The sequence below is a fragment of the Thalassococcus profundi genome (genome assembly GCF_003344785.1).
Taxonomy (GTDB): domain Bacteria; phylum Pseudomonadota; class Alphaproteobacteria; order Rhodobacterales; family Rhodobacteraceae; genus Puniceibacterium; species Puniceibacterium profundi.
The window spans coordinates 46927-69359 of record NZ_QPMK01000010.1; the positions used below are offsets into that span (position 1 = coordinate 46927).

At 65.8% G+C, this 22433-nt stretch carries 20 protein-coding genes and 1 tRNA gene; 12 read left to right on the forward strand and 9 right to left on the reverse strand.

The window, feature by feature from the left end; genetic code table 11:
• Positions 1-39: 39 nt before the first annotated feature.
• From DU478_RS13385 to DU478_RS13405, 5 genes are all read left to right on the forward strand, one after another.
• A complete protein-coding gene (locus tag DU478_RS13385; RefSeq protein ID WP_114511476.1) occupies positions 40-1311 on the forward strand; it encodes an ABC transporter substrate-binding protein in 1272 nt (423 codons plus the stop codon).
• Positions 1312-1438: 127 nt separating this feature from the next.
• Entirely contained in the window at positions 1439-2296 is an 858-nt protein-coding gene (locus tag DU478_RS13390) for an ABC transporter permease (protein ID WP_114511477.1), read from the forward strand.
• 61 nt (positions 2297-2357) lie between these two features.
• Complete coding sequence (locus DU478_RS13395) at positions 2358-3191, forward strand: ABC transporter permease (protein WP_114511478.1); 834 nt, start codon at positions 2358-2360, stop codon at positions 3189-3191.
• Complete coding sequence (locus DU478_RS13400; protein ID WP_114511479.1) at positions 3191-3865, forward strand: aspartate/glutamate racemase family protein; 675 nt, start codon at positions 3191-3193, stop codon at positions 3863-3865. Before DU478_RS13395 ends, DU478_RS13400 begins: the two co-directional genes overlap by 1 nt.
• Before the next feature lie 45 nt (positions 3866-3910).
• The gene (locus DU478_RS13405) at positions 3911-4531 is read left to right on the forward strand and encodes a YdeI/OmpD-associated family protein (RefSeq protein ID WP_114511480.1); all 621 of its coding nucleotides are present in this window, start codon (positions 3911-3913) and stop codon (positions 4529-4531) included.
• A 204-nt stretch (positions 4532-4735) separates the two neighbouring features.
• Here the strand turns inward: DU478_RS13405 and DU478_RS13410 are convergent, their stop codons facing one another.
• Positions 4736-5617, reverse strand: a complete 882-nt coding sequence (locus DU478_RS13410; RefSeq protein WP_114511481.1) for a hypothetical protein — start codon at positions 5615-5617, stop codon at positions 4736-4738.
• Between the two features lie 78 nt (positions 5618-5695).
• On the opposite strand from DU478_RS13410, the gene DU478_RS13415 reads away from it, so the two are divergent.
• Both DU478_RS13415 and DU478_RS13420 read left to right on the forward strand, forming a co-directional pair.
• On the forward strand, positions 5696-7354 hold the full coding sequence (locus tag DU478_RS13415) for an ABC transporter permease (protein WP_114511482.1): 1659 nt from the start codon (positions 5696-5698) through the stop codon (positions 7352-7354).
• Between the two features lie 46 nt (positions 7355-7400).
• Positions 7401-7476, forward strand: a tRNA-Thr gene (locus DU478_RS13420).
• A 233-nt stretch (positions 7477-7709) separates the two neighbouring features.
• On the opposite strand, the gene DU478_RS13425 is transcribed toward DU478_RS13420, so the two are convergent.
• The 3 genes from DU478_RS13425 to DU478_RS13435 all read right to left on the reverse strand — a co-directional run bounded on the left by DU478_RS13425 (position 7710) and on the right by DU478_RS13435 (position 9694).
• Complete coding sequence (locus tag DU478_RS13425) at positions 7710-8594, reverse strand: formate/nitrite transporter family protein (protein WP_114511483.1); 885 nt, start codon at positions 8592-8594, stop codon at positions 7710-7712.
• Positions 8595-8640: 46 nt separating this feature from the next.
• The gene (locus DU478_RS13430) at positions 8641-9288 is read right to left on the reverse strand and encodes an HdeD family acid-resistance protein (RefSeq protein ID WP_114511484.1); all 648 of its coding nucleotides are present in this window, start codon (positions 9286-9288) and stop codon (positions 8641-8643) included.
• Positions 9289-9493: 205 nt separating this feature from the next.
• Complete coding sequence (locus tag DU478_RS13435) at positions 9494-9694, reverse strand: CsbD family protein (RefSeq protein WP_114511485.1); 201 nt, start codon at positions 9692-9694, stop codon at positions 9494-9496.
• A gap of 241 nt (positions 9695-9935) precedes the next feature.
• Here DU478_RS13435 and DU478_RS13440 point away from each other — a divergent pair, with 241 nt between their 5' ends.
• Positions 9936-10520 carry an exopolysaccharide biosynthesis protein gene (locus DU478_RS13440; protein ID WP_114511486.1) on the forward strand — a complete coding sequence of 195 codons (585 nt, stop codon included), beginning with the start codon at positions 9936-9938 and terminating at the stop codon, positions 10518-10520.
• A 21-nt stretch (positions 10521-10541) separates the two neighbouring features.
• Here the strand turns inward: DU478_RS13440 and DU478_RS13445 are convergent, their stop codons facing one another.
• Positions 10542-11195: a potassium channel family protein gene (locus DU478_RS13445; RefSeq protein ID WP_114511487.1), complete on the reverse strand. Its 654-nt coding sequence runs from the start codon at positions 11193-11195 to the stop codon at positions 10542-10544.
• Between the two features lie 3 nt (positions 11196-11198).
• Positions 11199-12635 carry a TrkH family potassium uptake protein gene (locus DU478_RS13450; RefSeq protein ID WP_114511488.1) on the reverse strand — a complete coding sequence of 479 codons (1437 nt, stop codon included), beginning with the start codon at positions 12633-12635 and terminating at the stop codon, positions 11199-11201.
• A gap of 511 nt (positions 12636-13146) precedes the next feature.
• Between DU478_RS13450 and DU478_RS13455 the strand changes: the two genes are divergently transcribed.
• From DU478_RS13455 to DU478_RS13470, 4 genes are read left to right on the forward strand one after another with little or no spacing between them, the layout of a single operon-like run.
• Complete coding sequence (locus DU478_RS13455) at positions 13147-13674, forward strand: 2Fe-2S iron-sulfur cluster-binding protein (protein ID WP_114511489.1); 528 nt, start codon at positions 13147-13149, stop codon at positions 13672-13674.
• On the forward strand, positions 13671-14651 hold the full coding sequence (locus DU478_RS13460; protein WP_114511490.1) for an FAD binding domain-containing protein: 981 nt from the start codon (positions 13671-13673) through the stop codon (positions 14649-14651). The genes DU478_RS13455 and DU478_RS13460 overlap by 4 nt, the downstream gene beginning before the upstream one ends.
• 44 nt (positions 14652-14695) lie before the next feature.
• Positions 14696-16879, forward strand: coding sequence for a xanthine dehydrogenase family protein molybdopterin-binding subunit (locus DU478_RS13465; RefSeq protein ID WP_114511557.1), 2184 nt, complete (start codon positions 14696-14698; stop codon positions 16877-16879).
• 16 nt (positions 16880-16895) lie between these two features.
• A complete protein-coding gene (locus DU478_RS13470) occupies positions 16896-18410 on the forward strand; it encodes a catalase (protein WP_114511491.1) in 1515 nt (504 codons plus the stop codon).
• An 89-nt stretch (positions 18411-18499) separates the two neighbouring features.
• On the opposite strand, the gene xylA is transcribed toward DU478_RS13470, so the two are convergent.
• The 3 genes from xylA to DU478_RS13485 all read right to left on the reverse strand — a co-directional run bounded on the left by xylA (position 18500) and on the right by DU478_RS13485 (position 22412).
• A complete protein-coding gene (xylA, locus tag DU478_RS13475; RefSeq protein ID WP_114511492.1) occupies positions 18500-19795 on the reverse strand; it encodes a xylose isomerase in 1296 nt (431 codons plus the stop codon).
• Positions 19792-20853 (reverse strand): LacI family DNA-binding transcriptional regulator, encoded by a 1062-nt coding sequence (locus DU478_RS13480; protein ID WP_114511493.1) that lies wholly within the window; start codon positions 20851-20853, stop codon positions 19792-19794. The genes xylA and DU478_RS13480 overlap by 4 nt, the downstream gene beginning before the upstream one ends.
• Before the next feature lie 92 nt (positions 20854-20945).
• Positions 20946-22412: a mannitol dehydrogenase family protein gene (locus DU478_RS13485; protein WP_114511494.1), complete on the reverse strand. Its 1467-nt coding sequence runs from the start codon at positions 22410-22412 to the stop codon at positions 20946-20948.
• Positions 22413-22433: the final 21 nt, after the last annotated feature.

A 22433-nucleotide genomic window follows, 5' to 3' on the forward strand; every position in this document is an offset into this window, starting at 1 on the left:
CAAACCAAGAAAAACCACATGACAGAGAGGACTTAGATCATGGCAAAACCCAAGGTCGGCTATTCCCGCCGTTCACTGCTCAAGGCCGGTGGCGCCGCCGTCGCCGCTTCCGCCCTGCCCGCTCCGATGCTCTGGGCGCAGGAGACGAAGGACATCGTGCTGCGACAGTTCGGCACCGGCGTCAGCAACCTCAACGACGTGGCCAACAAGGTGAAGGAAGACCTGGGCTTCACGCTCGAGATGACGGCGCTCGATTCCGACAGCGTGACCCAGCGCGCGGCGACCCAGCCCGACAGCTTCGACATCGCCGATATCGAATACTGGATCTGCAAGAAAGTCTGGCCCACCGGCAACCTTCAGGCGATGGATGTGAGCCGGATCGCCAACTACGACAAGATCGTCGGCATCTTCAAATCCGGCAAGCTGAACGAGGACAGCGAGATCGCGCAAGGAACGGCGCCGCACACCGTGGGCTTCATCCCCGAACCCGGCGCCACGACCTTCGCCGACGAACAGACCAACTGGATGACGCTGATCCCGACGATCTACAACGCCGACACGCTGGGCATCCGCCCGGATCTGATCAACCGCCCCATCGAGTCCTGGGCCGAGCTTCTGAACCCCGAATTCCAGGGCAAGGCGTCGATCCTCGATATCTCGTCCATCGGCATCATGGACATGGCCATGGTCTGCGAGGCCATGGGCGAGATCCAGTACGGCGACAAGGGCAACATGACCCGTGAGGAGATCGACGCGACGATGGCGATCTTCACCGAGGCCAAGCAGAACGGCCAGTTCCGCGCCTTCTGGAAGACCTTCGACGAGAGCGTGAACCTCATGGCCTCGGGCGAGGTGGTGATCCAGTCGATGTGGTCGCCCGCCATCACCGCGGTCAAGTCGCGCGGCATTCCCTGCGTCTACCAGCCGCTCAAGGAAGGCTACCGCTCCTGGGGCGGCGGCATCGGCCTGTCGCAGTCGCTGTCGGGCATGGAGCTCGATGCGGCCTACGACTACATCAACTGGTACCTCTCGGGCTGGGTCGGCGGCTACCTGATGCGGCAGGGCTATTACTCGGCCGTGCCCGAGACCTCGAAGGAGTTCATGTCCGAGAACGAATGGGGCTACTGGTTCGAGGGCAAGGAAGCCACGGGCGAGATCACCAGCCCCACCGGCGACGTGCTGGCCCAGGCCGGCGAGGTGCGCGACGGAGGGTCGTTCGAAGAGCGCATGGGCGCCGTGGCCTGCTGGAACGCGGTGATGGACGAGAACCAGTACATGGTCCGCAAGTGGAACGAGTTCATCGCGGCCTGATCCGTGTCGCCGCGCGTGACGCGCGGCGACCGGCCGGGGGGCGTTCCGCCCCCCGGACCCCCCCGAGAGTTTATTGGCAAGATGAAGACAGGGGCCGGGCGGGACCGGCCAGCACAGAGGTGACGGAATGCGGCTGAAGAACCGGCATGTGCTGGGATGGCTCGAGGCGGCGCCGCTGGCGCTCGTGCTGCTGGCCTTCCTGATCGCCCCCATCGTGATGATCGTCATCGTGAGCTTCTGGGGCGCCACCGAGTTCTCGATCTACCCGGCCTTCCAGTTCGACAATTACGAATTCCTTTTCGGTTCGCCGGTGACCTATCGGGTGTTCTGGGCGACGCTGAAATACGCCTTCATCACCTGGGCGCTGACGCTCGTCATCGGGTTCACGGCGGCCTATTTCCTGGCCTTCCATGTGCGCAGCCTCGGGATGCAGGTGGCGCTGTTCCTCGTCTGCACGATCCCGTTCTGGACCTCGAACATCATCCGGATGATTTCCTGGATCCCGTTCCTGGGGCGCAACGGCATCGCCAACCAGACGCTGATCTCCTGGGGGGTGATCGACGAACCGCTGGAATGGCTGCTCTATTCCGATTTCTCGGTGCTGCTGGCCTTCGTACATCTTTACACGCTGTTCATGGTGGTGCCGATCTTCAACACCATGATGCGGATCGACAAGGCGCTGCTCGAGGCGGCGCGGGACAATGGCGCAAGCGGGTTCCAGACGCTGGTGCACGTGATCCTGCCGCTGACCAAGCCCGGCATCATGATCGGGACGATCTTCGTGGTGACGCTGGTGATGGGCGATTTCATCACCGTGCGTTTCATGTCCGGAAGCCAGAGCGCCAATGTCGGGCGCCTCATCTCCAACGACATCGCCTTGCTGCAATACCCTTCGGCGGCGGCCACGGCGGTGGTGCTGCTGGCCACGGTGATGATCGTGATCGCGATCCTCCTGCGCTTCGTCAACATCCGCAAGGAGCTGTGAGCGATGCGCCCGAACCCTGCCCGAACCATCCCGCAGCCCGTCGCCCCCGAAGGAGCCTGACATGGAACGACGCCCACGCAGTTTCTACGTGCTCGCTGCCTTCTTCGGCCTGTTCGTGCTGTTCCTTTACGGCCCGATCCTGACCATCGGCATCCTGAGCTTCCAGGGGCCGCAGGGCGGTCTGACCTTTCCGATGAACGGCGTGTCGCTGCACTGGTTCCGCGACCTCTTCGAGCAGCAGGCGGTTGGCGACATCTGGGGCGCCTTCCGCCGCAGCCTGGCGTTGGGGCTGATGGTCATGGTCACCACGGTCGTGGTGTCGGTGATGGCGGGGCTGGCGTTCCGCAAGCGCTTTGCCGGGTCGGCGCTGCTGTTCTACGCCGCGATCACGTCGCTGGTGATCCCGTCGATCCTGATCTCGCTGGGCGTCGGGCTGATCTTCAACCAGCTGGGGCTCAAGATCCACTGGGCGACATCGGGCTTCGGATCGCAGCTGACCTGGACCCTGCCCTTCGGCCTGCTGATCATGTTCGCGGTCTTCAACCGGTTCGACAAGAGCTACGAGGAAGCCGCGCGCGACCAGGGCGCGACGTCCTGGCAGACGATCCGCCATGTGGTGCTGCCGATCATCGCGCCGTCGCTGATCGGGGTCGCGCTTTTCGGCTTCACGCTGAGCTACGACGAATTCGCCCGAACGCTGCTGACCGCGGGCAGCTACAACACGCTGCCGCTGGAGATCTTCGGGATGACCACCAATGTCACCACGCCGGTGATCTATGCGCTCGGCACGCTGACGACGCTATTCTCCTTCGCCATCATCGCGGCCTTCCTGCTGGGCCTCTGGATCATGGGCAAGCGGCGCGCGCGGCTGGGGTCGGACGCGGGCAAAGCGTAATGAAGATCGTCTACATCAACCCCAACGCCACACGGGCGATGACCGACGGGATCGTCGCCACCGCCCGCGCGGCCCTGCCCGGGGCGGAGATCACCGGGATGACCAACGCGGACGGCCCTGCGGCCATCGAGGGCGCGGCGGATGGTGACGCGGCGGTGCCGGGGATGCTGACGCGGCTCGAGGCGGCGCAGGCGGCGGGCGCGGATGCGGTGGTGATCGCCTGTTTCGACGACACCGGCCTTGCGGAGGCACAGGCCCGCGCCGCCTGCCCGGTGCTGGGGATCGGCCAGGCGTCCTTTGTCATGGCGGCGCTGCTGGGGATGCGGTTCTCGGTCGTGACCTCGCTGCCGGTGTCGATCCCGGTGATCGAGGAGAACATCTCGCGGCAAGGGTTCGCGCAGAACTGCGCCTCCATCCGGGCGAGCGGTCTGCCGGTGCTGACCATCGACGCGGGCGCGCCCGAGACGCTGGACCGGATTGCCGCCACCATCGACGCCACGGCAGGCGAGGACGGTGCGGCCTGCGCGGTGCTGGGCTGCGCGGGCATGGCGCCTCTGAAACCGGCGCTGGAGGCGCGGACGCGGGTGCCGCTGATCGACGGCGTCGCGGCGTCGGCGCTGCTGGCGCGGGCAGCGGTCGAGGCGAAGCGCGGGGTCGGGATGCGGGCGCCTTAGCGCACCGCCGTTGCAATCGCACGGCACCACGGCGAATGTCGAATCATGATCACGGTTGTCGAAGACTTCTTCGCCAAGGGATGCGGACGGTGCGCCAGGTTCGACACGCCGCAGTGCTCCGCGCGGCAATGGGGCGACGGGCTGCGACAGCTGCGCGCGATCTGCCTGTCGGTCGGCTTGCAGGAGACCGTCAAATGGGGTCAGGCTTGCTACGTGCACGCAGGACGGAATATCGCCATTCTGAGCGCCCAAAGGAGCAGTTTCGTCCTGGGTTTCTTCAACGCCGCGCTGATGAAGGATCCGCAGAGCGTGCTGGAGAAACCTGGACCCAACACGCAACACGCCAACACCATCCGCTTTACCGCGACCGGCCAGGTCGCCGCGCGGGAAGCGACGGTCGCTGCGTATCTGCGTGAGGCGATGACCTATGCCGAAAAGGGCGAGAGGCCGCCCAGGACCACCGCCGCACCGGATCTGCCCGACGAACTCGTCGAAGCCCTGGAGGCCGATGTCGAACTGGCCGAGGCGTTCCACGCCCTCACGCCCGGGCGCCAGAGAAGTTACGTCATCAATCTGGCGGGCGCGAGGAAGCCGGAAACGCGGATCGCGCGCATCGCGAAATTCCGGGAGAAGATACTGTCGGGCAAGGGCGCGCAGGAGCGGTGATGCGGAGTTTCTGCCGGAGGACCGAACTGTCGCTGTGCGGAGGGTGGAGGCAACCTCGACGATTGTCCGGGCTGGTTCCGGGCGTTCAAGATCGGACACCCATTAAGCCCCAAGGGGGAATAGACGCGTCTGATCACGCGATTCTCTCGATAGACGCCAGCCTCGTGCCGATGCCGGAGGAGCGGATCGCCCGCCCGACCCGCCTCAGGGCGCGATAACCGTGACCCCCGGCATGCGGCCGATCTCGTAGATGTCTTCCTCGTAGAGCTCGCTCAGCATGTCGACATAGGTCTCGTCCCAGCCCGGCAGGTCGAGTTCTTCCTCGATCAGGTCCTCGCGGGCATACTTGTCGAGGAAGGCCACCATCACCCGGCGCTTCTGCATCTCGTTGATGTGAGGATGCTCCTTGAGGTAGGTGCGGAAGCGTTTCATCCCCTCGGGTTCCATGATCTCCTGCAACAGGTCGAAGGACCCCACGATCTTGCGATTGAGCTCGATCCCCGCCATCTCGCGCATGATCTGGCCCCAGATCAGCGGCGTGTCCTCGTTGCACCAAAGCGTCAGCGGCATGTCGGGATGTTCTCCGCGCAACCGGCGGATGAGGTCGGACCAGCGCAGGTGCATCGGGTCGATCCCGCACATGAACTCGTCGAAACTGGCATGCGGCGTGGCGGCATAGACCGCCGGAAGAAAGGTCGCCGGGTTGCGCAGCCCCATGAAAAGCTCGATCCCGTCGCCGGCAAAGAGCTTCTTCATCGCCCAGATCCGCTGTTCGGCCTTTCGGTAGAGCCGTCCGCCGGCCAGCGTCAGCTTGGGCACGGAAAACAGGTTCTCGTGGCTCAGCACCAGCCTGTCGACCTCGTGCGGATCGACCGACAGAATCGCGTCGAGCAGGATCTCGCGCGCATCGTCGGCGGGGGCGTTGTTGCCCAGCGTGTTGATCAGTTCGGACAAGAGATTGCGGTAGCGTCCCGGTCCGGGGATCGCCACGCCGTCCTTGCGGAAGGCGTCGGCATTGCGCAGCAGGCCCTTGAGAAGCCTGTCGTCGTCCGTGCAATGCACACCGGTGTGAAGAATGACCTGCATTGGGGGTCTTTTGGTTGCCTCGACTGCGCACTATAAGCCCTTTTGCGCGCAGCGAAACCGGTTTCCGAGAGGCCCGCCATGACCGCAATCGACAGCCCCGGCGCCCAAGGCCGACGCCGCCCCATCCTGCCCAGCCCCTGGTCGCTGGGGGCGGCGGTGATCGCGGCGCTGGTCGTTGCGCCGATCCTGTCGGTGCTGTGGCTGGCGCTGTTCCCGTCGGACAACATCTGGCCGCACCTGATCTCGACCACCTTGCCGCGCTACCTGATCAACACGGGCGTGCTGATGGGCGCGGTCGGCCTACTGGCTGCGGTGATCGGAACAAGCTGCGCCTGGATGGTGGCGCGTTACGACTTCATCGGGCGGCGCTGGCTGGAATGGCTGTTGCTGCTGCCGCTGGCGATCCCGGCCTACCTCGGCGCCTATGCGCTGGTGGATTTCCTCGAATACGCGGGGCCGGTGCAGACCTTTCTGCGCGCCACCTTCGGCTGGCAGTCCGCGCGCGACTACCGGTTTCCCGAGATCCGGTCGATGGGCGCGGCGGTGCTGGTGCTGGCGGCGGCGCTTTATCCTTACGTCTACCTGCTGGCGCGCGCGGCCTTCCGCGAACAGTCGGGCAGCGCCGAAGAGGTGGCCCAGTCGCTGGGCGCGAGCGCGCTGGGGCGGTTCTGGCGCGTCGGCCTGCCGCTGGCGCGGCCCGCCATTGCCGCCGGAGTGGCTATCGTGATGATGGAGTCGGTCAACGATTTCGGCACCGTGGATTACTTCGCCGTCCAGACGCTCACCACGGGCATCTTCTCGGTCTGGCTGCAGGCCGGGAACGCCGGAGGCGCGGCGCAGATCGCGTCGGTGGTGCTGATGCTGGTGATCGTGCTGGTGATGCTGGAAAAGACCAGCCGCCGGAAGATGCGCTTCTTCAACCTGTCCTCGCGGCACCGCCCGGTGACGCGCAAGCCGCTGACCGGCGCCGCGAGCCTTCTGGCCGGCGCGCTCTGCGCCCTGCCCTTTGCGGCGGGCTTCGTCCTGCCGGTGGCGGTGCTGTCGAGCCATGCCTTCGACAGCGGTGCCCGCTGGGCCGATCCGGCGCTGCTGCGGGCGATGCAGAACACCCTGACCGTGGGCGGCATCGCGGCCGTGGCGACAGTGCTGGGCGGTGTGTTCCTGGTCTACGGCGTTCGGCTGTCGGGGCGCGCCCTGCCGCGGCTTCTGCTGCCCGTGACGACCATCGGCTATGCGGCGCCGGGCGCGGTGCTGGGCGTCGGCATCCTGATCCCGCTGGCCGCCGCGGACCATGCGCTGGCCGACACGGTCGAGCGGGCCTTCGGCGTCGACATCGGCCTGCTGATGACCGGATCGGCCTTCGCGCTGGTGCTCGCCTATTGCGTGCGCTTCTTCGCCATCGCGCAAGGGGCCGCGGACGCGGCGATGGGCCGGGTGTCGCCGAACCTCGCGCTGGCGGCCCGGTCGCTGGGACGCAACCAGGGGCAGACCCTGGGCGCGGTCTACTATCCGCTGATCCGCGCCTCGATCGCCTCGGCCCTGCTGCTGGTGTTCGTCGACTGCGTGAAGGAACTGCCCGCCACGCTGCTCTTGCGTCCGTTCAATTACGATACGCTGGCCACAAGAGTGCATTCGCAGGCCAGCCTGGAGAACATCGCGGGCGCCACACCGGCGGCCCTGCTGATCATCCTCGTGGGCCTCTGCGCGGTCGGGCTCCTGGCCCGCGCCAACCGCTGAATTTCCCTTGCGCGCAGATGCGCGGGCCAGTATTCACCCGCGCAGTGCCCCTATAGCTCAGCTGGTAGAGCAACTGATTTGTAATCAGTAGGTCCGCGGTTCGAGTCCGTGTGGGGGCACCACTGGCTCTTCCGAAGGAAGATGCCGAAACTCTCGCAACCTTTGTATGCGGCAGTCGCTCCGCAGGAGCGATGAGAGCATTTGGTTCCAGTTCTTTCCGATCAGGAGCACCATTTCCCAAAACAGTTACCATTTCCCTAGACAATCAACGGCTGTGTCGCCGTGCCGGACCGGACGCATGCCGAACGGCTCGCAACGCGCGCGCGTCGCCAGACGGACGGGCCGATCCGGTACATCAGACCCTGTCGCCCTTCGCGACCTCGTATTTGACCTGACCCCAGGCCAGCAGGGTAAAGATGGCCGTGCCGCCAATGATATTGCCCATCAGAACCGGCAGGAAGAACTCGAAAATCGCCGCAATGGGGCCAAGTTCGCCGAGCCAGAGCAAAAAGCCCATTTCCACCGAACCCGCGACGATATGCGGGAAATCTCCGGCGGCGATCAGCCAGGTGAAGACGACGATCACCATGAACGCGTTGCTTTGCGCCGAAGGCATCATCCACACGATTCCCGCGACCAGCACGCCGGCCGGTATCGCCTTGATGAAGCTCGTCCACGGCCCCATGCCGACAGCGTGATGCGACAGCGACGTGAACGCCTCGAAAAGATCGGCGCTCAGCACGCCGGTTTTCGCAAGAAAGCCCGCAGCAAGGATTGCGCCCACTGTGTTGGCGGCGAGCACGATGGCCCAGAGCCGCACCATCGCCCAGAGACAGCTCAGCGACTGGCGCGACACGACCGGCAGAACCGTGGTGATCGTGTTTTCGGTAAACAGCTGCATCCTGCCAAGGATCACAACGAGAAACCCGAAGGAGTAGCCAAGATTCTCGATCAGGAAGGTGGACCCCTCGCCGAGGTCCAGATGCGACCGCAGAATGGCTTCGCCCAGGATCGACAGGCTGATCAGAAGACCCGCGGCGAGGCCCGAATAGATCAGCGACACGTTCGGCCGGTCGAGTTCTTCCTCGCCATCGCGACGGATGGCCTCGTAGATCAGCCGCGCGCTCATGCGCGTGACGCTGCTGACGGTCTCTTCCTCGGATTTCCGCTGGCTGTCGTTGCCATTTCCGGGCTTGCCCACGGGGTCTTGCCGGTTTTCCTCCTGCGGAGTGTCCGTCATGCGGACATCCCCGCCGCGAGACGATGGCAGGTGCCGGACATCCCGCTCATCCCTCGACCCGGTCGCGCGGTGCGGAACCGCGCATCAAGGTGTCAGGCCGACGCCCCACGCGGATCGCGGCCGACAGCAGGATCACGCCCCACAACACGAGATCGACACCCAACACCAGCCCGGGCACGATCGCGGCGTTGCCGGGCAGGCCGAGAAACAGCAGCACGGCCAACAGCACCGACAAGGCGCCGACGGCGACCATCCAGCCTCCGCCGTCGCTCCACAGCCGGGCGCCGTAGTAGATGCGCAGAGCGCCCGAGGCTCCGAGGTAGGCGATGATCAAAGTCGTCAGCGCAAGAAGCCCGACCACAGGTTGAAGCAACATCATCACGCCCGCGAAAATCGACAGGACAGCCATTGCGAAAGCGGCCGCCATCTCCCAAGCCTGGTGACGTTTGAAGGCCGTCACAAGCCCGACGACCCCGCTCACGACCAGCACCCAGCCGACCACGATGGCGGCGGACAGGGAGCCCAGGAACGGCATGACCAGCGCCGCGAGGCCTGCGACGAGGGTGATGATACCGACGATCCGCAAAACCCAGCGGTTGCGCATTGCAGTGCGCCCCGCTTCGAAGGAACCTTGATTTGTCGCCGGGTCCGTGACTTCGGAACGCTGGGCGGTGTCCTCGTAGGTGTCGGCCATAAAAGTATCCTCGAGCGGTGCAAATCGAAAAAGTCCGCCGCTGAGCGGCTGGGAGTTTGTTCAGGGACGAAAGGTAGCGCGCGTGTGAAGGAGATTTCCCGACACTTCGCTGCGATTCCTGCGACGGATGCGCGCCGTCCTACTACAGACGGCGCGCACCAAGTTAGGTGGGCCGTTTGAGCCCGGTAGGCGGCGGAACCGCTCCTTAGGCTTCGGCAGTGCCCCAGTGCGACACTTCGCGCTCCGCTTCTTCGCGGGTCCGGCCGTATTTTTCCTGAATCTTGCCGACAAGCCGGTCGTGGCTGCCGTCGATTTCGTTGATATCGTCATCGGTGAGCTTGCCCCATTGGCGCTTTGCTTCACCCCTGATCTGCTTCCATTGACCTTCGAGCTGATCGCGGTTCATGATTGAACTCCTTTCTGCCTGTTTAAAGGCTGTCTGGTTCATTCTCAAAACGCCGGCCGCGCCGAAGCGGTTCCGAGTATCGCGGTGATCGCGGCGGCAGGCTGACGGGTTTCGGGCGCCCGGCGCAGGCACCCGGCGCAAAAATGGTGCCGTCGGGCATGCACTGCACACGCCGTCGCGACGGAAACGGGAACCGCCCGTCGTCGCAGTTTGTTGGCTAGACAGATCAAAGGGACAGCGGATGAGCGACAATCAGCATCACATTATCTCGGACGTCGTGCAGGACGTGCGCAACATCTCGCAGGATCGCGACGAGGTCAGCGTCGGGTCGGTGGTGACCAACCTCGGCCAAGTGTCCCAGGCCGGGCTCATGCTGTTACCCGCGCTTATCGCCGCGACACCGCTGAGCGGCATACCGGGGCTCACCTCTGTCTGTGGGCTGATGATCGCGATCATCGCGGGGCAGATGGTCTTCGGCCGAACCAAGCTGTGGTTGCCGCAATGGATCCTGCGCCGCCACGTCGATGCGGACAACCTGCGGGACGCTCTGGACAAATCCGATGGCGCGATCCGTTTTCTGGACCGGCACACGCACAGACGGTGGCCCGTCTTCGTGCGTCAACCCGGCAGGACGGTGATCAAGCTTGTCTGCCTCATGTGCGGACTGACCATGCCGTTTCTCGAACTGCTGCCCTTCACCGGCTCGCTGATGGGCGGTGTCGTGGCGCTCCTGTCGATTTCGCTTCTCACCAAAGACGGCCTGTTCGCAATCCTCGGCCTGTCTCTTCTGGCAATTGCCGGCGGTGTCATTGTCTATTTCCTCTGACGGCGATGGGATGTCGGCGGATCACGCGTCGGCTCCGAACATCTTGTCCAGCTTGGCGCGGACATCCGGGATCGCGGCGACCAGCAGCCTGTCGCCATGGGCGAGTGTCGTCTCTGCGCCGGTCTGCGCGGTTTCGTCGTCGCGCAGGCGGGCCACGGCGCGGGCGCCCCTGGGCAGATCAATGCCGCCAAGCGTTTCCCCGTCGCAGTCTTCGGGCACGATATAACTGCCGAACTCCAGCCCCTCGGCGCTTTCGATCTGCGCCCAGACGCGGGAATGGCTCTTGATCGAACGGGAAATCGACCGCGCGACCGTAGCATGCGGCGTCACGATCTCGTCGAAGCCCAGTTCCTCGCAGACGTCCATCAGTTCCGACCGTCCGATCTGCAGGATCACCCGTTCATAGCCGATGGACCGCCCGACAACCGCCGCGAGGATGTTCACATCGTCGTGGTTCGTCAGGAGGATCAGCGCATCGGCGCTGTCGCCATAGGCGTCGCGCAGGATCTGCGGCAAAGTCCCGTCACCTTCGATGAAACCGCAGTCAAGCCGCTCCGACACGCTGTCGAGCTTTTCGCGGGACTGGTCCACCAGCACAACGTCGTGCTGATTCTCCAGCATTTCCCTGGCAAGCGCGAGGCCCAAGCCCGAGGCGCCGACGATCACGATCCGCATGGTTTAACTCCTTTTCCACCAGGTTCCGGGCAGGAACAGCATGATCAGGGCGATGAATTCCAGCCGCCCCAACAGCATCAGCACGATCAGCGTCCCCTTCAGATGGGCGGCCATGTCGGGACCGGTCAGCCCCTGGCTCAGGCCCACGGTCGACAGCGCCGATGTCACCTCGAAGAGCGCAGGCAGAGCCGGCGCTCCTGAGGCCAGAAAGACGACCCAGCCGATCATCTGCGCCACGAGATAAAGCGCGATCAGCGTGCCGACGGCGATCACGCGGTCCGCGGCCACCCGTTCGCCGCCGTCGCGCAGGTACGTGACGGCGCTGGGCGGCACCGACAGGCGCACGAAACTCAGCCGCACGATTTGCATCATGATCACCAGCCGCCCGACCTTGATGCCGCCGCCGGTGGAACCGATGTCGGCACCGATGAACATGGCGACCAAGATCAGCGGCAAAAGCCCGACGTGGCTCGACACCTCGTTGGTCGAAAATCCCGCGGTGGAAAAGGCGCTCAGAAAGTTCAGGGCGCCGCGGTAGATCTCTCCGGCATCCGACTGGTTGAGGCCGTAGTCGATCGCGGCAAAGAGCAGCGTGGCGCCAACCATCAGCCCGAGGGTGGCGCGCAGATGGCTCTTCGCCAGCGCTCCGCGCAGCCCGTCGCGCGGGATCTGGACGTAAGCCATGAGCGACACGGCGGCGAGCACACAGATCCCGAGCACGACCCCTTGCGCCAGCGGCGAATAGCTGGACAGGCTGTCGCCGCGCGGGGTGAACCCGCCGGTCGACACCGCCGACAGCGCAACGCTCACGGCTTCCCACCAGTTCGGCAGGACCAGGAGGCAGGCAATCACCGCGAGAAGGCTTAGCGCCGCGTAGACCCGGAGCACTAGGCGCGCCTGTGCCCGCAACGACACATTGTTGTCCCGTTCTGCAAAGCTGCTGCCGCCAATGGCCAGCGACGCGCCGGGCGATCCGGCAAAGATCGCAAGCCCGGCAAAGGCGATGGCAAAGCCGCCGCACCACTGGATCCAGCCGCGCAGCAAATGCCCCGCGACCGGCCAATTCTCGGTATCCTCGGCCACGCTGAGCCCGGTCGACGTGATCCCCGACACCGCTTCGAACAGCGCATGGAGGGGCGTCATGCCAAGCATGACGAAGGGGGGCGTGACAAGCAGGCTCGCGGCGAGGAAGATCAGCGCAAAGGTGACGAGCGCCTCGATCTGCCGCAAATCGTCTGGGAAATCGCTGTTGCGATGATAGATCATCAGGACCACCAAGGCCGCAATCTGCGCCACGAAAGACAGACCCAAAGCGTGCTCGCCTGTCGCGAAGGCAACGAAGCATGGCGGCACCACGACGGCCAGGAAGACCGGAGACTGCTGCGCCAGAGCTTGCAGGACGGCATTCGGACGCGCCAGCAGCGCTGTCGTGGCTGTCATGGCGAGGGCCGTTCAAAGTGGGCACACATGGCTTTTAACGCAGCGGCAACGGGCGAGGTTCCCGGAGCGGCGGACGCAGCGTGCACCGCCAGACGGGTGGTTCCGCACATGCGCCGCTCTGACGAAAGGACACGCAGCTGACACTGCGCCCATCTGCAAGGTTTTTTTCGCATCGGCACGCACCGGCGGCGCGGACCGCGGTCCGGCACCCGCGAACGACACATCGCGCGCACCGGGCCGGACCTTGACCACAAGGGTGCAACGGCGGCCGGCGGGGCCACCAAAGCACTGGCCGCGCACGCCTTTCTACCTTTGCGCGCCACGGCGGCCGCAGGCATTCCGACCACCCCGCCTGCTTGGGATAAAACCGCGAAACGACCGCCGCCCGCTGTCGGGATCGCCCTGTTCTCCGACCCGATTTCACCGCTGCGACGCGCCTGCGAAGGAAAGGCCGCAGGAACTTCCCGGCGCGGGGGCGCATTGCCCCGAGAAGGCTTATCGGAGAAATCGCATGATCATCACGCTCACGGTCAACGGACGCCGGACAGAGCTGGACCTCGATCCCCGCACCACGTTGCTGGACGCGCTGCGGCATCACCTTGCGCTGACGGGCACCAAGAAGGGCTGCGATCACGGCCAGTGCGGCGCCTGCACCCTGCTCGTCAACGGACGGCGCATCAATTCCTGCCTGGCCCTGGCCGCGAGCCATGACGGCGACGAGATCACCACGATCGAGGGTCTGGGCAAGCCGGAGGCGATGTCGGATTTGCAGGCGGCATTCGTCCAGCATGACGGTTACCAGTGCGGCTATTGCACGCCGGGCCAGATCATGTCGGCCGAGGCGATGCTGGCCGAGGTCGCCGAGGGCTGGCCCTCCTACGTGACCCGCGCGCTCGACGACGACCCGACGCTGACGGACGAGGAAATGGCCGAGCGCATGTCGGGCAACCTCTGCCGCTGTTCGGCCTATCCCCGCATCCGCCAGGCGATCGGCGCCGTGCGCGACGCCCGCGCCAGCCGCACGGAGGCCGCGGAATGAGACCTTTCGATTATTCACGCGCCGATGGCGCACCCGATGCCGCTGCCAAGGCCGCCCAAGGGGCCACGATCCTCGCGGGCGGCACCAACCTTCTGGACCTGATGAAGCTCGAGGTCATGGCGCCCGAGGCGGTGGTGGACATTTCGCGGCTGGACCTGACCGGGATCACGCCGACCGAGGACGGCGGCCTGCGGATCGGGGCGTTGGTGACCAATACCGATCTTGCCAACGACAGGACGGTGCGCACGCAGTATCCGGTTCTCAGCCGCGCCTTGCTGTCCGGTGCCACCGTGCAGCTGCGAAACAAGGCGACGACCGGCGGCAACCTTCTGCAACGCACCCGTTGCCCGTATTTCTATGACACGGGTGCTGCCTGCAACAAACGCGATCCGGGATCGGGCTGCGCCGCAATGACAGGCTGCAATCGTATACTCGCGGTGCTGGGCGGGTCGGACCACTGCATCGCCACCCACCCCTCCGACATGGCCGTCGCGATGCGGGCGCTTCGCGCTCGGGTGGCGCTGGAAAGTCCGGAGGGCACGCGCGAGATCGCTCTGGCCGATCTGCACGTTCTGCCCGGCGACACGCCCGAGGTCGAAACCGTCCTCCAGCCGGGCGAGGTCATCACATCGGTGATCCTGCCCCCCGCGCCGCCGGGACGCCAAGCCTACGTCAAGATCCGCGACCGTGCGTCCTACGCCTTCGCGCTGGTCTCGGTCGCCGGGATCGTCGCGATCGAGGACGGTCGCATCACCGAAGCCGCCCTCGCCTTCGGCGGGCTGGCCCCGAAACCCTGGCGCGACCCCGAGGTCGAAGCGGCCCTGATCGGCCAACCGGCCGGTCCCGCCGCCGCAGAGGCGGCCGCCGACGTGCTTCTCGCGGATGCGAAGGGCCACGGCGGCAACGATTTCAAGATCCCGCTGGCACGGCGGACACTCAAACGCGCCCTGCGCGAACTCACGGAGGCCACGTCGTGATGGATGGACAGCCGCAATCGAAAGACTTTTCCGTGAAATTCACCATGGACGAGGCGCAGCCGCGCGTTCTGGACCGCATGGCTCAGGGCCTTCTGGGCACCGCCATGGACCGGCCCGAAGGGCGGATGAAAGTCACCGGCACCGCACCCTACGCGGCAGAATATCGGCGCGAGGGTCTCGTGCACGGCATGCTGGTGCGTTCGACGATCACCAGGGGCCGGGTCACGGGGATCGACACCGAAAAGGTGCAGTCCATGGACGGCGTAATTGCGGTCATGACCGGCGGGCCGCTGGTGCGGAACCCGGCGCAGGGCACCGCCCACGAGGCACCCGCGCAGAGCCTGCCGGAGGTGTTCTACGTGGGACAGCCGGTGGCGCTCGTGGTCGCCGAGAGCTTTGAACAGGCACGCCATGCAGCGCAGGCGCTGACCGTCACCTATGACCGCGCGGACGGCGCGGATGTCGACCCGGCCACCGCGTCGGACACCGAGACGCCCGAGGACGATGTGCTGTCGCAAGGCGACATCGACACGGCGATGAAGGAGGCGGCCTTCGCCGTCGACACTCGCTACACCACCCCGCCGCACAGTTCCGCCGCGATGGAGCCGCATGCCTCGGTTGCCAGTTGGACCGACGGGCGGCTGGAGCTTCACGGTTCCTACCAGATGCTGCGCCACAACGTCGCCGAACTGGCCGATGCGCTGGGGGTCGACGAGGCCGATGTGCGCATCCATTCGCCCTACGTCGGCGGCGGGTTCGGGGCCAAGCTGGGCATCGCGCCCGAAGCGGTGGCGGCGGCCCATGCGGCGCGCGAGCTGGGGCGTCCCGTCTCGGTCGTCCTGACCCGCCCGCAGGTCTTCGAGATGACAATGCGGCGATCCGAGACCACACAACGCCTGCGCCTTGGCTCCGACGCCGAGGGGCGTCTGACGGCGCTTGGTCACGAAGATTGGGTATCGAACCTGCCGGGCGAAGCCTTTGCCGAACCCACCGCTCAGGGCACGCATTTCCTCTATGGCGGCGACAACCGCTACTTCGCGCAGACGCTGGCCCGCGTGCACCGCCCCTGTGCCGGATCGGTCCGCGCGCCGGGTGAGGCAGTGGGCATGATCGCGCTGGAATGCGCCATGGACGAACTGGCCGAGGCCACTGGCATCGACCCCATCGACCTGCGCCTGCGCAACCTGCCCGAGACGCACCCGGAAAACGGCCTGCCCTATTCCGAGCGCGGGCTTGGGGACTGCTTGCGCGACGGTGCCGCCAAGTTCGGCTGGGACACCCGCAAGCCTGCCGGCACACGGTTGGAAGGCGACTGGTGGGTCGGCATGGGCGTGGCCTCTGCCGTGCGAGTCAATGCGCTGATGAATTCCACCGCTCGGGTCACGCTGAACCCCGACGGGACGGCGCTTTGCGAAACCGACATGACCGACATCGGTACCGGCAGTTACGCGATCCTGACTCAGATCGTGGGCGAGATGCTGGGACTCGACGCGAGCCAAATCGAGGTGCGGCTGGGCGACAGCGACCTGCCGAAATCCTCGGGCTCGGGCGGATCCTGGGGCGCGCAGTCCTGCGGCTCGGCCGTGTTCCTCGCGGCCCAGGGCATCCGCAAGGCATTGGCGGAAAAGCTGGGCGTTGCCGCGGACGATCTGACCCTGAAAGACGGCACCGTGACGTCCGGCAACGTGCAGCACGGCTTTGCCGACCTGATCGACTCGCCGCTGACCTGCGAAGGCACGCTCAATCCGGGCGACACCGCCGATGCGTTTTCCATCGCGGGCTACGGCGCGCATTTCGCCGAGGTCGGCGTGCACCGCGACACCGGCGAGGTGAGGGTGCGCCGGATGCTCGGCGTCTTTTCCATCGGCCGTGTGCTGAACGAAAAGACCGCCAGCAGCCAGTGCCATGGTGGCATGATCTGGGGGATCGGCTCTGCCCTGACCGAAGAGATCATGCACGACCCTTCGGATGGGCGGATCGTCAACCACAACCTTGCCGAATATCACCTGCCCGTCAGCCTCGACGTGCCGGATCTGGACGTCGTGCTGCTGGAAGACACCCGCGACGACGAGGCCAACCCGATCCAGGCCAAGGGGATCGGAGAGCTGGGCATCGCCGGCGCCGCCGGGGCCATCGGCAACGCCATCTACAACGCTTGCGGCGTCCGCGTCCGGGATTTCCCGGCCACCCCCGACAAGATCTTTCCGCATCTGCCGGAAACCGACTGAATCAAGGAGACACGTCATGTCCGACAAACCGAAACTCACATCCACTTCTGGTGCGCCCTACCCAAGCAACGCCCATTCCAAAACCGCCGGAACCCGCGGTCCGTTGCTGATGGAGGATCACCAGCTGCTGGAAAAGCTGGCGCACCAGAACCGCGAACGCATCCCCGAGCGCGTGGTCCATGCCAAGGGCTGGGGCCTGCAAGGACATTTCACCGTGACCCACGACATCACGAAATACACCCGCGCCAAGCTCTTTTCCGAGGTCGGCAAGCGCACCGAGGTGCTGTCGCGCTGGTCCACGGTCGCAGGCGAGCGCGGTGCCGCGGATGCCGAACGCGACGTGCGGGGCTTTTCGCTGAAGTTCTACACCGAGGAAGGCAACTGGGACATGGTGGGCAATAATACCCCCATCTTCTTTGTCCGTGACGCCTTCAAGTTTCCGGATTTCATCCGCACCCAGAAACGCCACCCAAAGACGAACCTGCGCTCGCCCGAGGCGATGTTCGACTTCTGGGCCGGGCAGCCGGAATCCGTTCATCAGGTGACGATCCTGATGTCCGACCGCGGCATTCCCAAGAACCCCGCTCATATGAACGGCTATGGTAGCCACACGTTTTCGATGTGGAACGACGATGGAGAGCGGTTCTGGGTCAAGTTCCACTTCATCACCCAGCAGGGGCACGAGACCTATTCCGACGACGAGGCGATGCAGATCATCGGCAACACCCGCGAAAGCTATCAGGAAGACCTGTGGCACATGGTGACCAACGGCAATCCGCCGAAGTGGACGCTGAAAATCCAGGTCATGCCCGAAGCCGAGGCGGAACAGGTGCCCTACAATCCCTTCGACCTGACCAAGGTCTGGCCGCACGGCGACTACCCGCTGATCGAGGTGGGCGAACTGGTGATGGACACCATCCCGGAAAACTATTTCCAGATGGTCGAGAATGCCGCCTTCAACCCCAGCAACGTCGTGCCGGGCATCGGCTTCAGCCCCGACAAGATGCTGCAGGCGCGCATCTTTTCCTATCCCGACGCGCACCGCTACCGCCTTGGCACGCATTACGAGGCGCTGCCCGCCAACGCGCCCAAGGCCGCGAATGTCCAGCACTACCACAAGGACGGCGCGATGCGCTTCTTCACCAACGATTTCGGCAATCCCAACGCCTATTACGAGCCGAACCAGTACGACGGGCCGGTGGCAGACGAGAGCACCCAGGAACCGCCGCTGCGGATCGACCCCGAGGCCGTCGCCGCGCGCTTCGATCAGGATCAGGGCGACGCGGATTACGATCAGCCGCGGGCGCTCTATGCCGAGGTGCTGTCGGAGGACGAGCGCGACCGGCTGCACAAGAACATGGCGGGCGGCATGGCGCCGGTCTCGGAGCCTGTGAAAGAACGCTGGCTGGCGGTGCTCAAGCGCGTGCATCCCGATTACGAGGCGGGCGTGCGCCGGGCGCTTGAGACCGGCGATCACGGCGACCCGGCGCTGCCGGTCACCGACGACACACCGGTCGAAGCGGCGGAGTGACGACGAGGCGAAGACCAAGCGCCTCAACTTAAAAGAAAAGCTAACCGGCCCCGTCCGCAGAACCTGCGGCGGGGCCGGTCTTTTTCAGCTCAGACGAACCGGTTCACGAGGTTCTCGAGCCGCTCCTGCCGACCCGAGCGCGGCTGCGGGTCGATGCCGCCCTTCTCGACCCTGGCGGCGATGCTGGCGAGATCGCTGGTCAGCAGCGCCTGGGCCTCGGGCGTGTCCCAACCGGCATAGCGCTCGGCCCGCGCCCGCTCCAGCCCGCCGTCCTTGAGCATCGCCGCGGCGGCCTTGAGCCCACGGGCACAGATGTCCATGGCCCCGGCATGGGCGGCGATCAGGTCCTCGGGGTCCAGCGACTGGCGCCGCAGCTTGGCGTCGAAGTTGGTGCCGCCGGTTTCGAAGCCGCCGGCTTTCAGCACCTCGTAATAGGCCAGCGCCACTTCGGGCACGTTGTTCGGGAACTGGTCTGTGTCCCAGCCCGACTGGTAGTCGTTGCGGTTCATGTCGATGGAGCCGAGGATGCCCAGCTCGCGCGCCAGCGCCAGCTCGTGTTCAAAGCTGTGCCCGGCAAGAATTGCGTGCCCCTGCTCGATGTTCACCTTCACCTCCTTCTCGAGTCCGAAGCGCTGCAGGAAGCCGTAGACCGTGGCGACATCGTAGTCGTACTGGTGCTTTGTGGGCTCCTGCGGCTTGGGTTCGATCAGGATCTGGCCCTTGAAGCCGATCTTGTGCTTGTAGTCCACGACCATCGACAGCATCCGGCCCATCTGCTCCATCTCGCGGCCCAGATCGGTGTTGAGCAGCGTCTCGTAACCTTCGCGCCCGCCCCAGAGCACGTAGTTCTCGCCGTTCAGCCGGTGGGTGGCGTCAAGGCAGGTCTTGATCGTCGCCGCCGACCAGGCGAACACGTCCGGGTCGGGGTTGGTCGAGGCACCCGACATGAAGCGGCGGTGCGAAAAGAGGTTCGCGGTGCCCCAGAGCAGCCGGGTCTTCGACGTCTCCATCTTCTGCTCGAAGAGGTCGATGATCTCGTCAAAATTCCGCTTGCTCTCGGCAAAGCTGGCACCTTCGGGACGGATGTCATGGTCGTGCCAGCAGAAGAACGGCACGTTGAGAATCTCGAACATCTCGAAGGCGACCTCGGCCTTGAGCCGCGCCGCCGCCATGTCGTCGCCGAACCACGGGCGGTCGAAGGTCTGGCCGCCGAACGGGTCGCCGCCGGGCCAGGCGAAGCTGTGCCAGTAGGCCACGGCAAAGCGCAGGTGATCCTCCAGCCGCTTGCCCATGACCTCTTCGTCCGGGTCGTAGTGGCGAAAGGCCAGGCCTTCGGCGTCGGGGTCGAAACGCAGCGGGTCGATGCCCTTGAAAAAGTCGCTCATGGGGAAGTCTCTCCTTTCTGGGATGTGTCGGACGCGGGCAGGTTGTCCGCGAGGTAGATGGTCGGAAGGATCGGATCGGTGCGGGCCAGCTCGCGCTTGTCGGCCAGAAGGCGCAGCCCTTCGACGACCCGCGCCACCGCGTCTTCGGGGCGTTGGTCGATGACGATGTCGATCAGCCCGCGTTCGAGCGCGCGGCGGGAATGCGGCACCAGTTCGTGCAGAACGACGATGGGTCGCGGGCGGTCCCTGGGCAGGCTTTCCAACACCTTGATGAGGCCCGCGTTGCCGGCGCCGGCGCTGTAGATCGCGGTGATGCCGGGGTCGGCCTGCAAGGCGGCTGCGACGCGCTTGGCCACCCGGCCCTTGCGGTCGCGGCCTTCGATCACGGGCGCGAGATCCAGTTGCGGCCTGACCACCGCGCCGAACCCCGCCAGCCGGTCGGCATGGTCGCGGGCGCTGAGCGCGCCGACCACCGGCAGCACCCGGCCCGCCCGCCCGCCGTGGGCCAGCACCACCAGACGCCCCGCCGTGCGCCCGGCGACGCTGTTGTCGATACCGACATAGCCGTTGCGGTCGGCGCCCGGCACATCCGACACCAGCGCAAGGACCGGAATGCCGCGGGCGCGCAGGTCGGCGATGGCGCTCAGGACACGCGCGTCGTCGCTGCCCACCAAAGCCAGCCCATCGACACCCTCGGTGCCCAGCGCCTGCAATCGCGCGCACAGGGCGGGCGCATCGAACGCCTCGACCGTGTCAATGGTCAGCGTTACGCGATCAGTGCGCAGCCGGTCCGAAGCCTCTTCCAGAAGCGCGCGCATCCGCTTGAAGAAGGCATTGTCGCCGCCCGGCAGCACAGCGACGAAACGGTAGTGCCGCTGCTGCGACAGGTTCGCGGCGGCGAGGTTGCGGACATATCCCAGCTCTTCGATGGCCGCGCGCACCCGGCTCGCGGATTTCTCGGCCACCCCGCCCCGCGCGTTCACCACGCGGTCGGCGGTCGCATAGCTGACCCCGGCGCGCTGCGCCACGTCTGACAATGTCGGTAACGGACGGTCCATCGCCTCCCCCTTTGCCACGAGGGGTACAGCAATTTTGATAGACGTCAATCAAAATAATGATAGACGTCTATCTTTATCATGTTCGGAGGCCATTAATTCGCGAGGTAGTCCTCTAGAACCGCGACGCAGCCCTTGTCCCAGATCGCCGTCAGCGCCGCGGAAAAGGCATCGGCAAAGGCCGCGTTCTCGGCCAGCGCACCGTAATACTGCGCCTGCCCAAGCCAGACCAACGGCGCCGCACGCGCCGCCAGCGCGGCCTCTTGCAGGCTGTCCCAGTAGGGATCGTTCGGCGCGATGGTGCTGCCGTCTTCGCGGGTGCCCGCGCACATGCGCGCCCAGAACGCCTCGACCAGCGCCAGCCCCGCGACCGGCGTGCCCGCGGCCACCGCCTCGCGCACCGTGGGCAACACGAACCCCGGATGCCGGGAGGACCCGTCGAAGGCGACCCGCCGCGTGGTGTCGCGGATCTCGGGATTGGCGAACCGGTCGGAAATCAGCGCGATGTAATCCTGCGGCGTCATCCCCGGCACCGGCGTCACATGCGGCGCCACCTCGGTGCCCAGCACCTTGCGGAAGAACGGCCCGATCTGCGGATGCGCCATGCAGCCGTGGATGGTCTCGACCGACAGAACCTCGCCCACATTGGCCAGCACCTGATGGCCGGCGTTCAGAAGCCTCAGCTTCATGGATTCGTAGGTATGCACGTCGTCGGTGAGCGTGACGCCCGCCTCTTCCCAGGGTGGACGATCGGCGCAGAACGCGTCCTCGATCACCCATTGGCGGAAATTCTCGTGGGTGACGGGCGCCGCATCGTCGACCCCCAGCGCCTGTGCGCGGGCGATCTCGGACGGGCCGGTGGCGGGGACAATGCAATCGACCATGGAGTTGGGAAAGCTCACGTTGCTGTCGATCCAGTCGGCGAGCTCCGCATCCGACAGCCGCGCCAGTTCGACCACGGTCGACCGGACGATATGCCCGTTGCCCTGCAGGTTGTCGCAGCTCAGCACGGTGAACGGGCCGGTGCCCGCGTCCCGACGCAGGCGCAGCGCCGCGACGATGGCGCCGAAGGCCGTGCCGGGCGCGTCCGGGCTGGCAGCATCGGCACGAATGTCCGGATGGCCCGCGGCAAAGCTGCCGTCCGAAGGGTCGCGGTAATAGCCGCCTTCGGTCACGGTCAGGCCGACGATGCGGATCGCCGGGTCGGCCATGGCCCGGATCAGCGCCGCGTTGTCGGGCTCGATCGGCAGAAAGTCGATCATCGGCCCCGTCACCTCGGCGCTGATGCCCTTCGGATCAAGCTCGATCAGCGTGGTCAGGCAATCCTGCGCCAGCAGCTTGTCGCGCATCGCCGCATCCGGTGCACGCACCCCGGCGCCGATGATCGCCCAGTCCAACGCCCGCCCCTGCTGCATCAGCCGGTGCAGATACCACGCCTGGTGCGCGCGGTGGAAATTGCCCAGCCCGATATGCACGATCCCGGCAGTGAGCGCCGCGCGGTCGTAGCGCGGACCCTCGATGCCCTCGGGCAGGTTCGTCAGAGCGGCGTTGTTGAGTTTCATCGCCCCAGCCTTTCTGTATTG

Bases quoted from the DNA above. Each gene is read 5' to 3' on its own strand.
- DU478_RS13415 (WP_114511482.1), top strand. From the start codon at position 5,696: ATGACCGCAATCGACAGCCCCGGCGCCCAAGGCCGACGCCGCCCCATC.
- DU478_RS13395 (WP_114511478.1), top strand. From the start codon at position 2,358: ATGGAACGACGCCCACGCAGTTTCTACGTGCTCGCTGCCTTCTTCGGC.
- DU478_RS13405 (WP_114511480.1), top strand. From the start codon at position 3,911: ATGATCACGGTTGTCGAAGACTTCTTCGCCAAGGGATGCGGACGGTGC.
- DU478_RS13465 (WP_114511557.1), top strand. From the start codon at position 14,696: ATGGACGAGGCGCAGCCGCGCGTTCTGGACCGCATGGCTCAGGGCCTT.
- DU478_RS13410 (WP_114511481.1), bottom strand. From the start codon at position 5,617: ATGCAGGTCATTCTTCACACCGGTGTGCATTGCACGGACGACGACAGG.
- DU478_RS13455 (WP_114511489.1), top strand. From the start codon at position 13,147: ATGATCATCACGCTCACGGTCAACGGACGCCGGACAGAGCTGGACCTC.
- DU478_RS13425 (WP_114511483.1), bottom strand. From the start codon at position 8,594: ATGACGGACACTCCGCAGGAGGAAAACCGGCAAGACCCCGTGGGCAAG.
- DU478_RS13430 (WP_114511484.1), bottom strand. From the start codon at position 9,288: ATGGCCGACACCTACGAGGACACCGCCCAGCGTTCCGAAGTCACGGAC.
- xylA (WP_114511492.1), bottom strand. From the start codon at position 19,795: ATGAGCGACTTTTTCAAGGGCATCGACCCGCTGCGTTTCGACCCCGAC.
- DU478_RS13435 (WP_114511485.1), bottom strand. From the start codon at position 9,694: ATGAACCGCGATCAGCTCGAAGGTCAATGGAAGCAGATCAGGGGTGAA.
- DU478_RS13450 (WP_114511488.1), bottom strand. From the start codon at position 12,635: ATGACAGCCACGACAGCGCTGCTGGCGCGTCCGAATGCCGTCCTGCAA.
- DU478_RS13440 (WP_114511486.1), top strand. From the start codon at position 9,936: ATGAGCGACAATCAGCATCACATTATCTCGGACGTCGTGCAGGACGTG.
- DU478_RS13400 (WP_114511479.1), top strand. From the start codon at position 3,191: ATGAAGATCGTCTACATCAACCCCAACGCCACACGGGCGATGACCGAC.
- DU478_RS13385 (WP_114511476.1), top strand. From the start codon at position 40: ATGGCAAAACCCAAGGTCGGCTATTCCCGCCGTTCACTGCTCAAGGCC.
- DU478_RS13390 (WP_114511477.1), top strand. From the start codon at position 1,439: ATGCGGCTGAAGAACCGGCATGTGCTGGGATGGCTCGAGGCGGCGCCG.
- DU478_RS13485 (WP_114511494.1), bottom strand. From the start codon at position 22,412: ATGAAACTCAACAACGCCGCTCTGACGAACCTGCCCGAGGGCATCGAG.
- DU478_RS13480 (WP_114511493.1), bottom strand. From the start codon at position 20,853: ATGGACCGTCCGTTACCGACATTGTCAGACGTGGCGCAGCGCGCCGGG.
- DU478_RS13460 (WP_114511490.1), top strand. From the start codon at position 13,671: ATGAGACCTTTCGATTATTCACGCGCCGATGGCGCACCCGATGCCGCT.
- DU478_RS13445 (WP_114511487.1), bottom strand. From the start codon at position 11,195: ATGCGGATCGTGATCGTCGGCGCCTCGGGCTTGGGCCTCGCGCTTGCC.
- DU478_RS13470 (WP_114511491.1), top strand. From the start codon at position 16,896: ATGTCCGACAAACCGAAACTCACATCCACTTCTGGTGCGCCCTACCCA.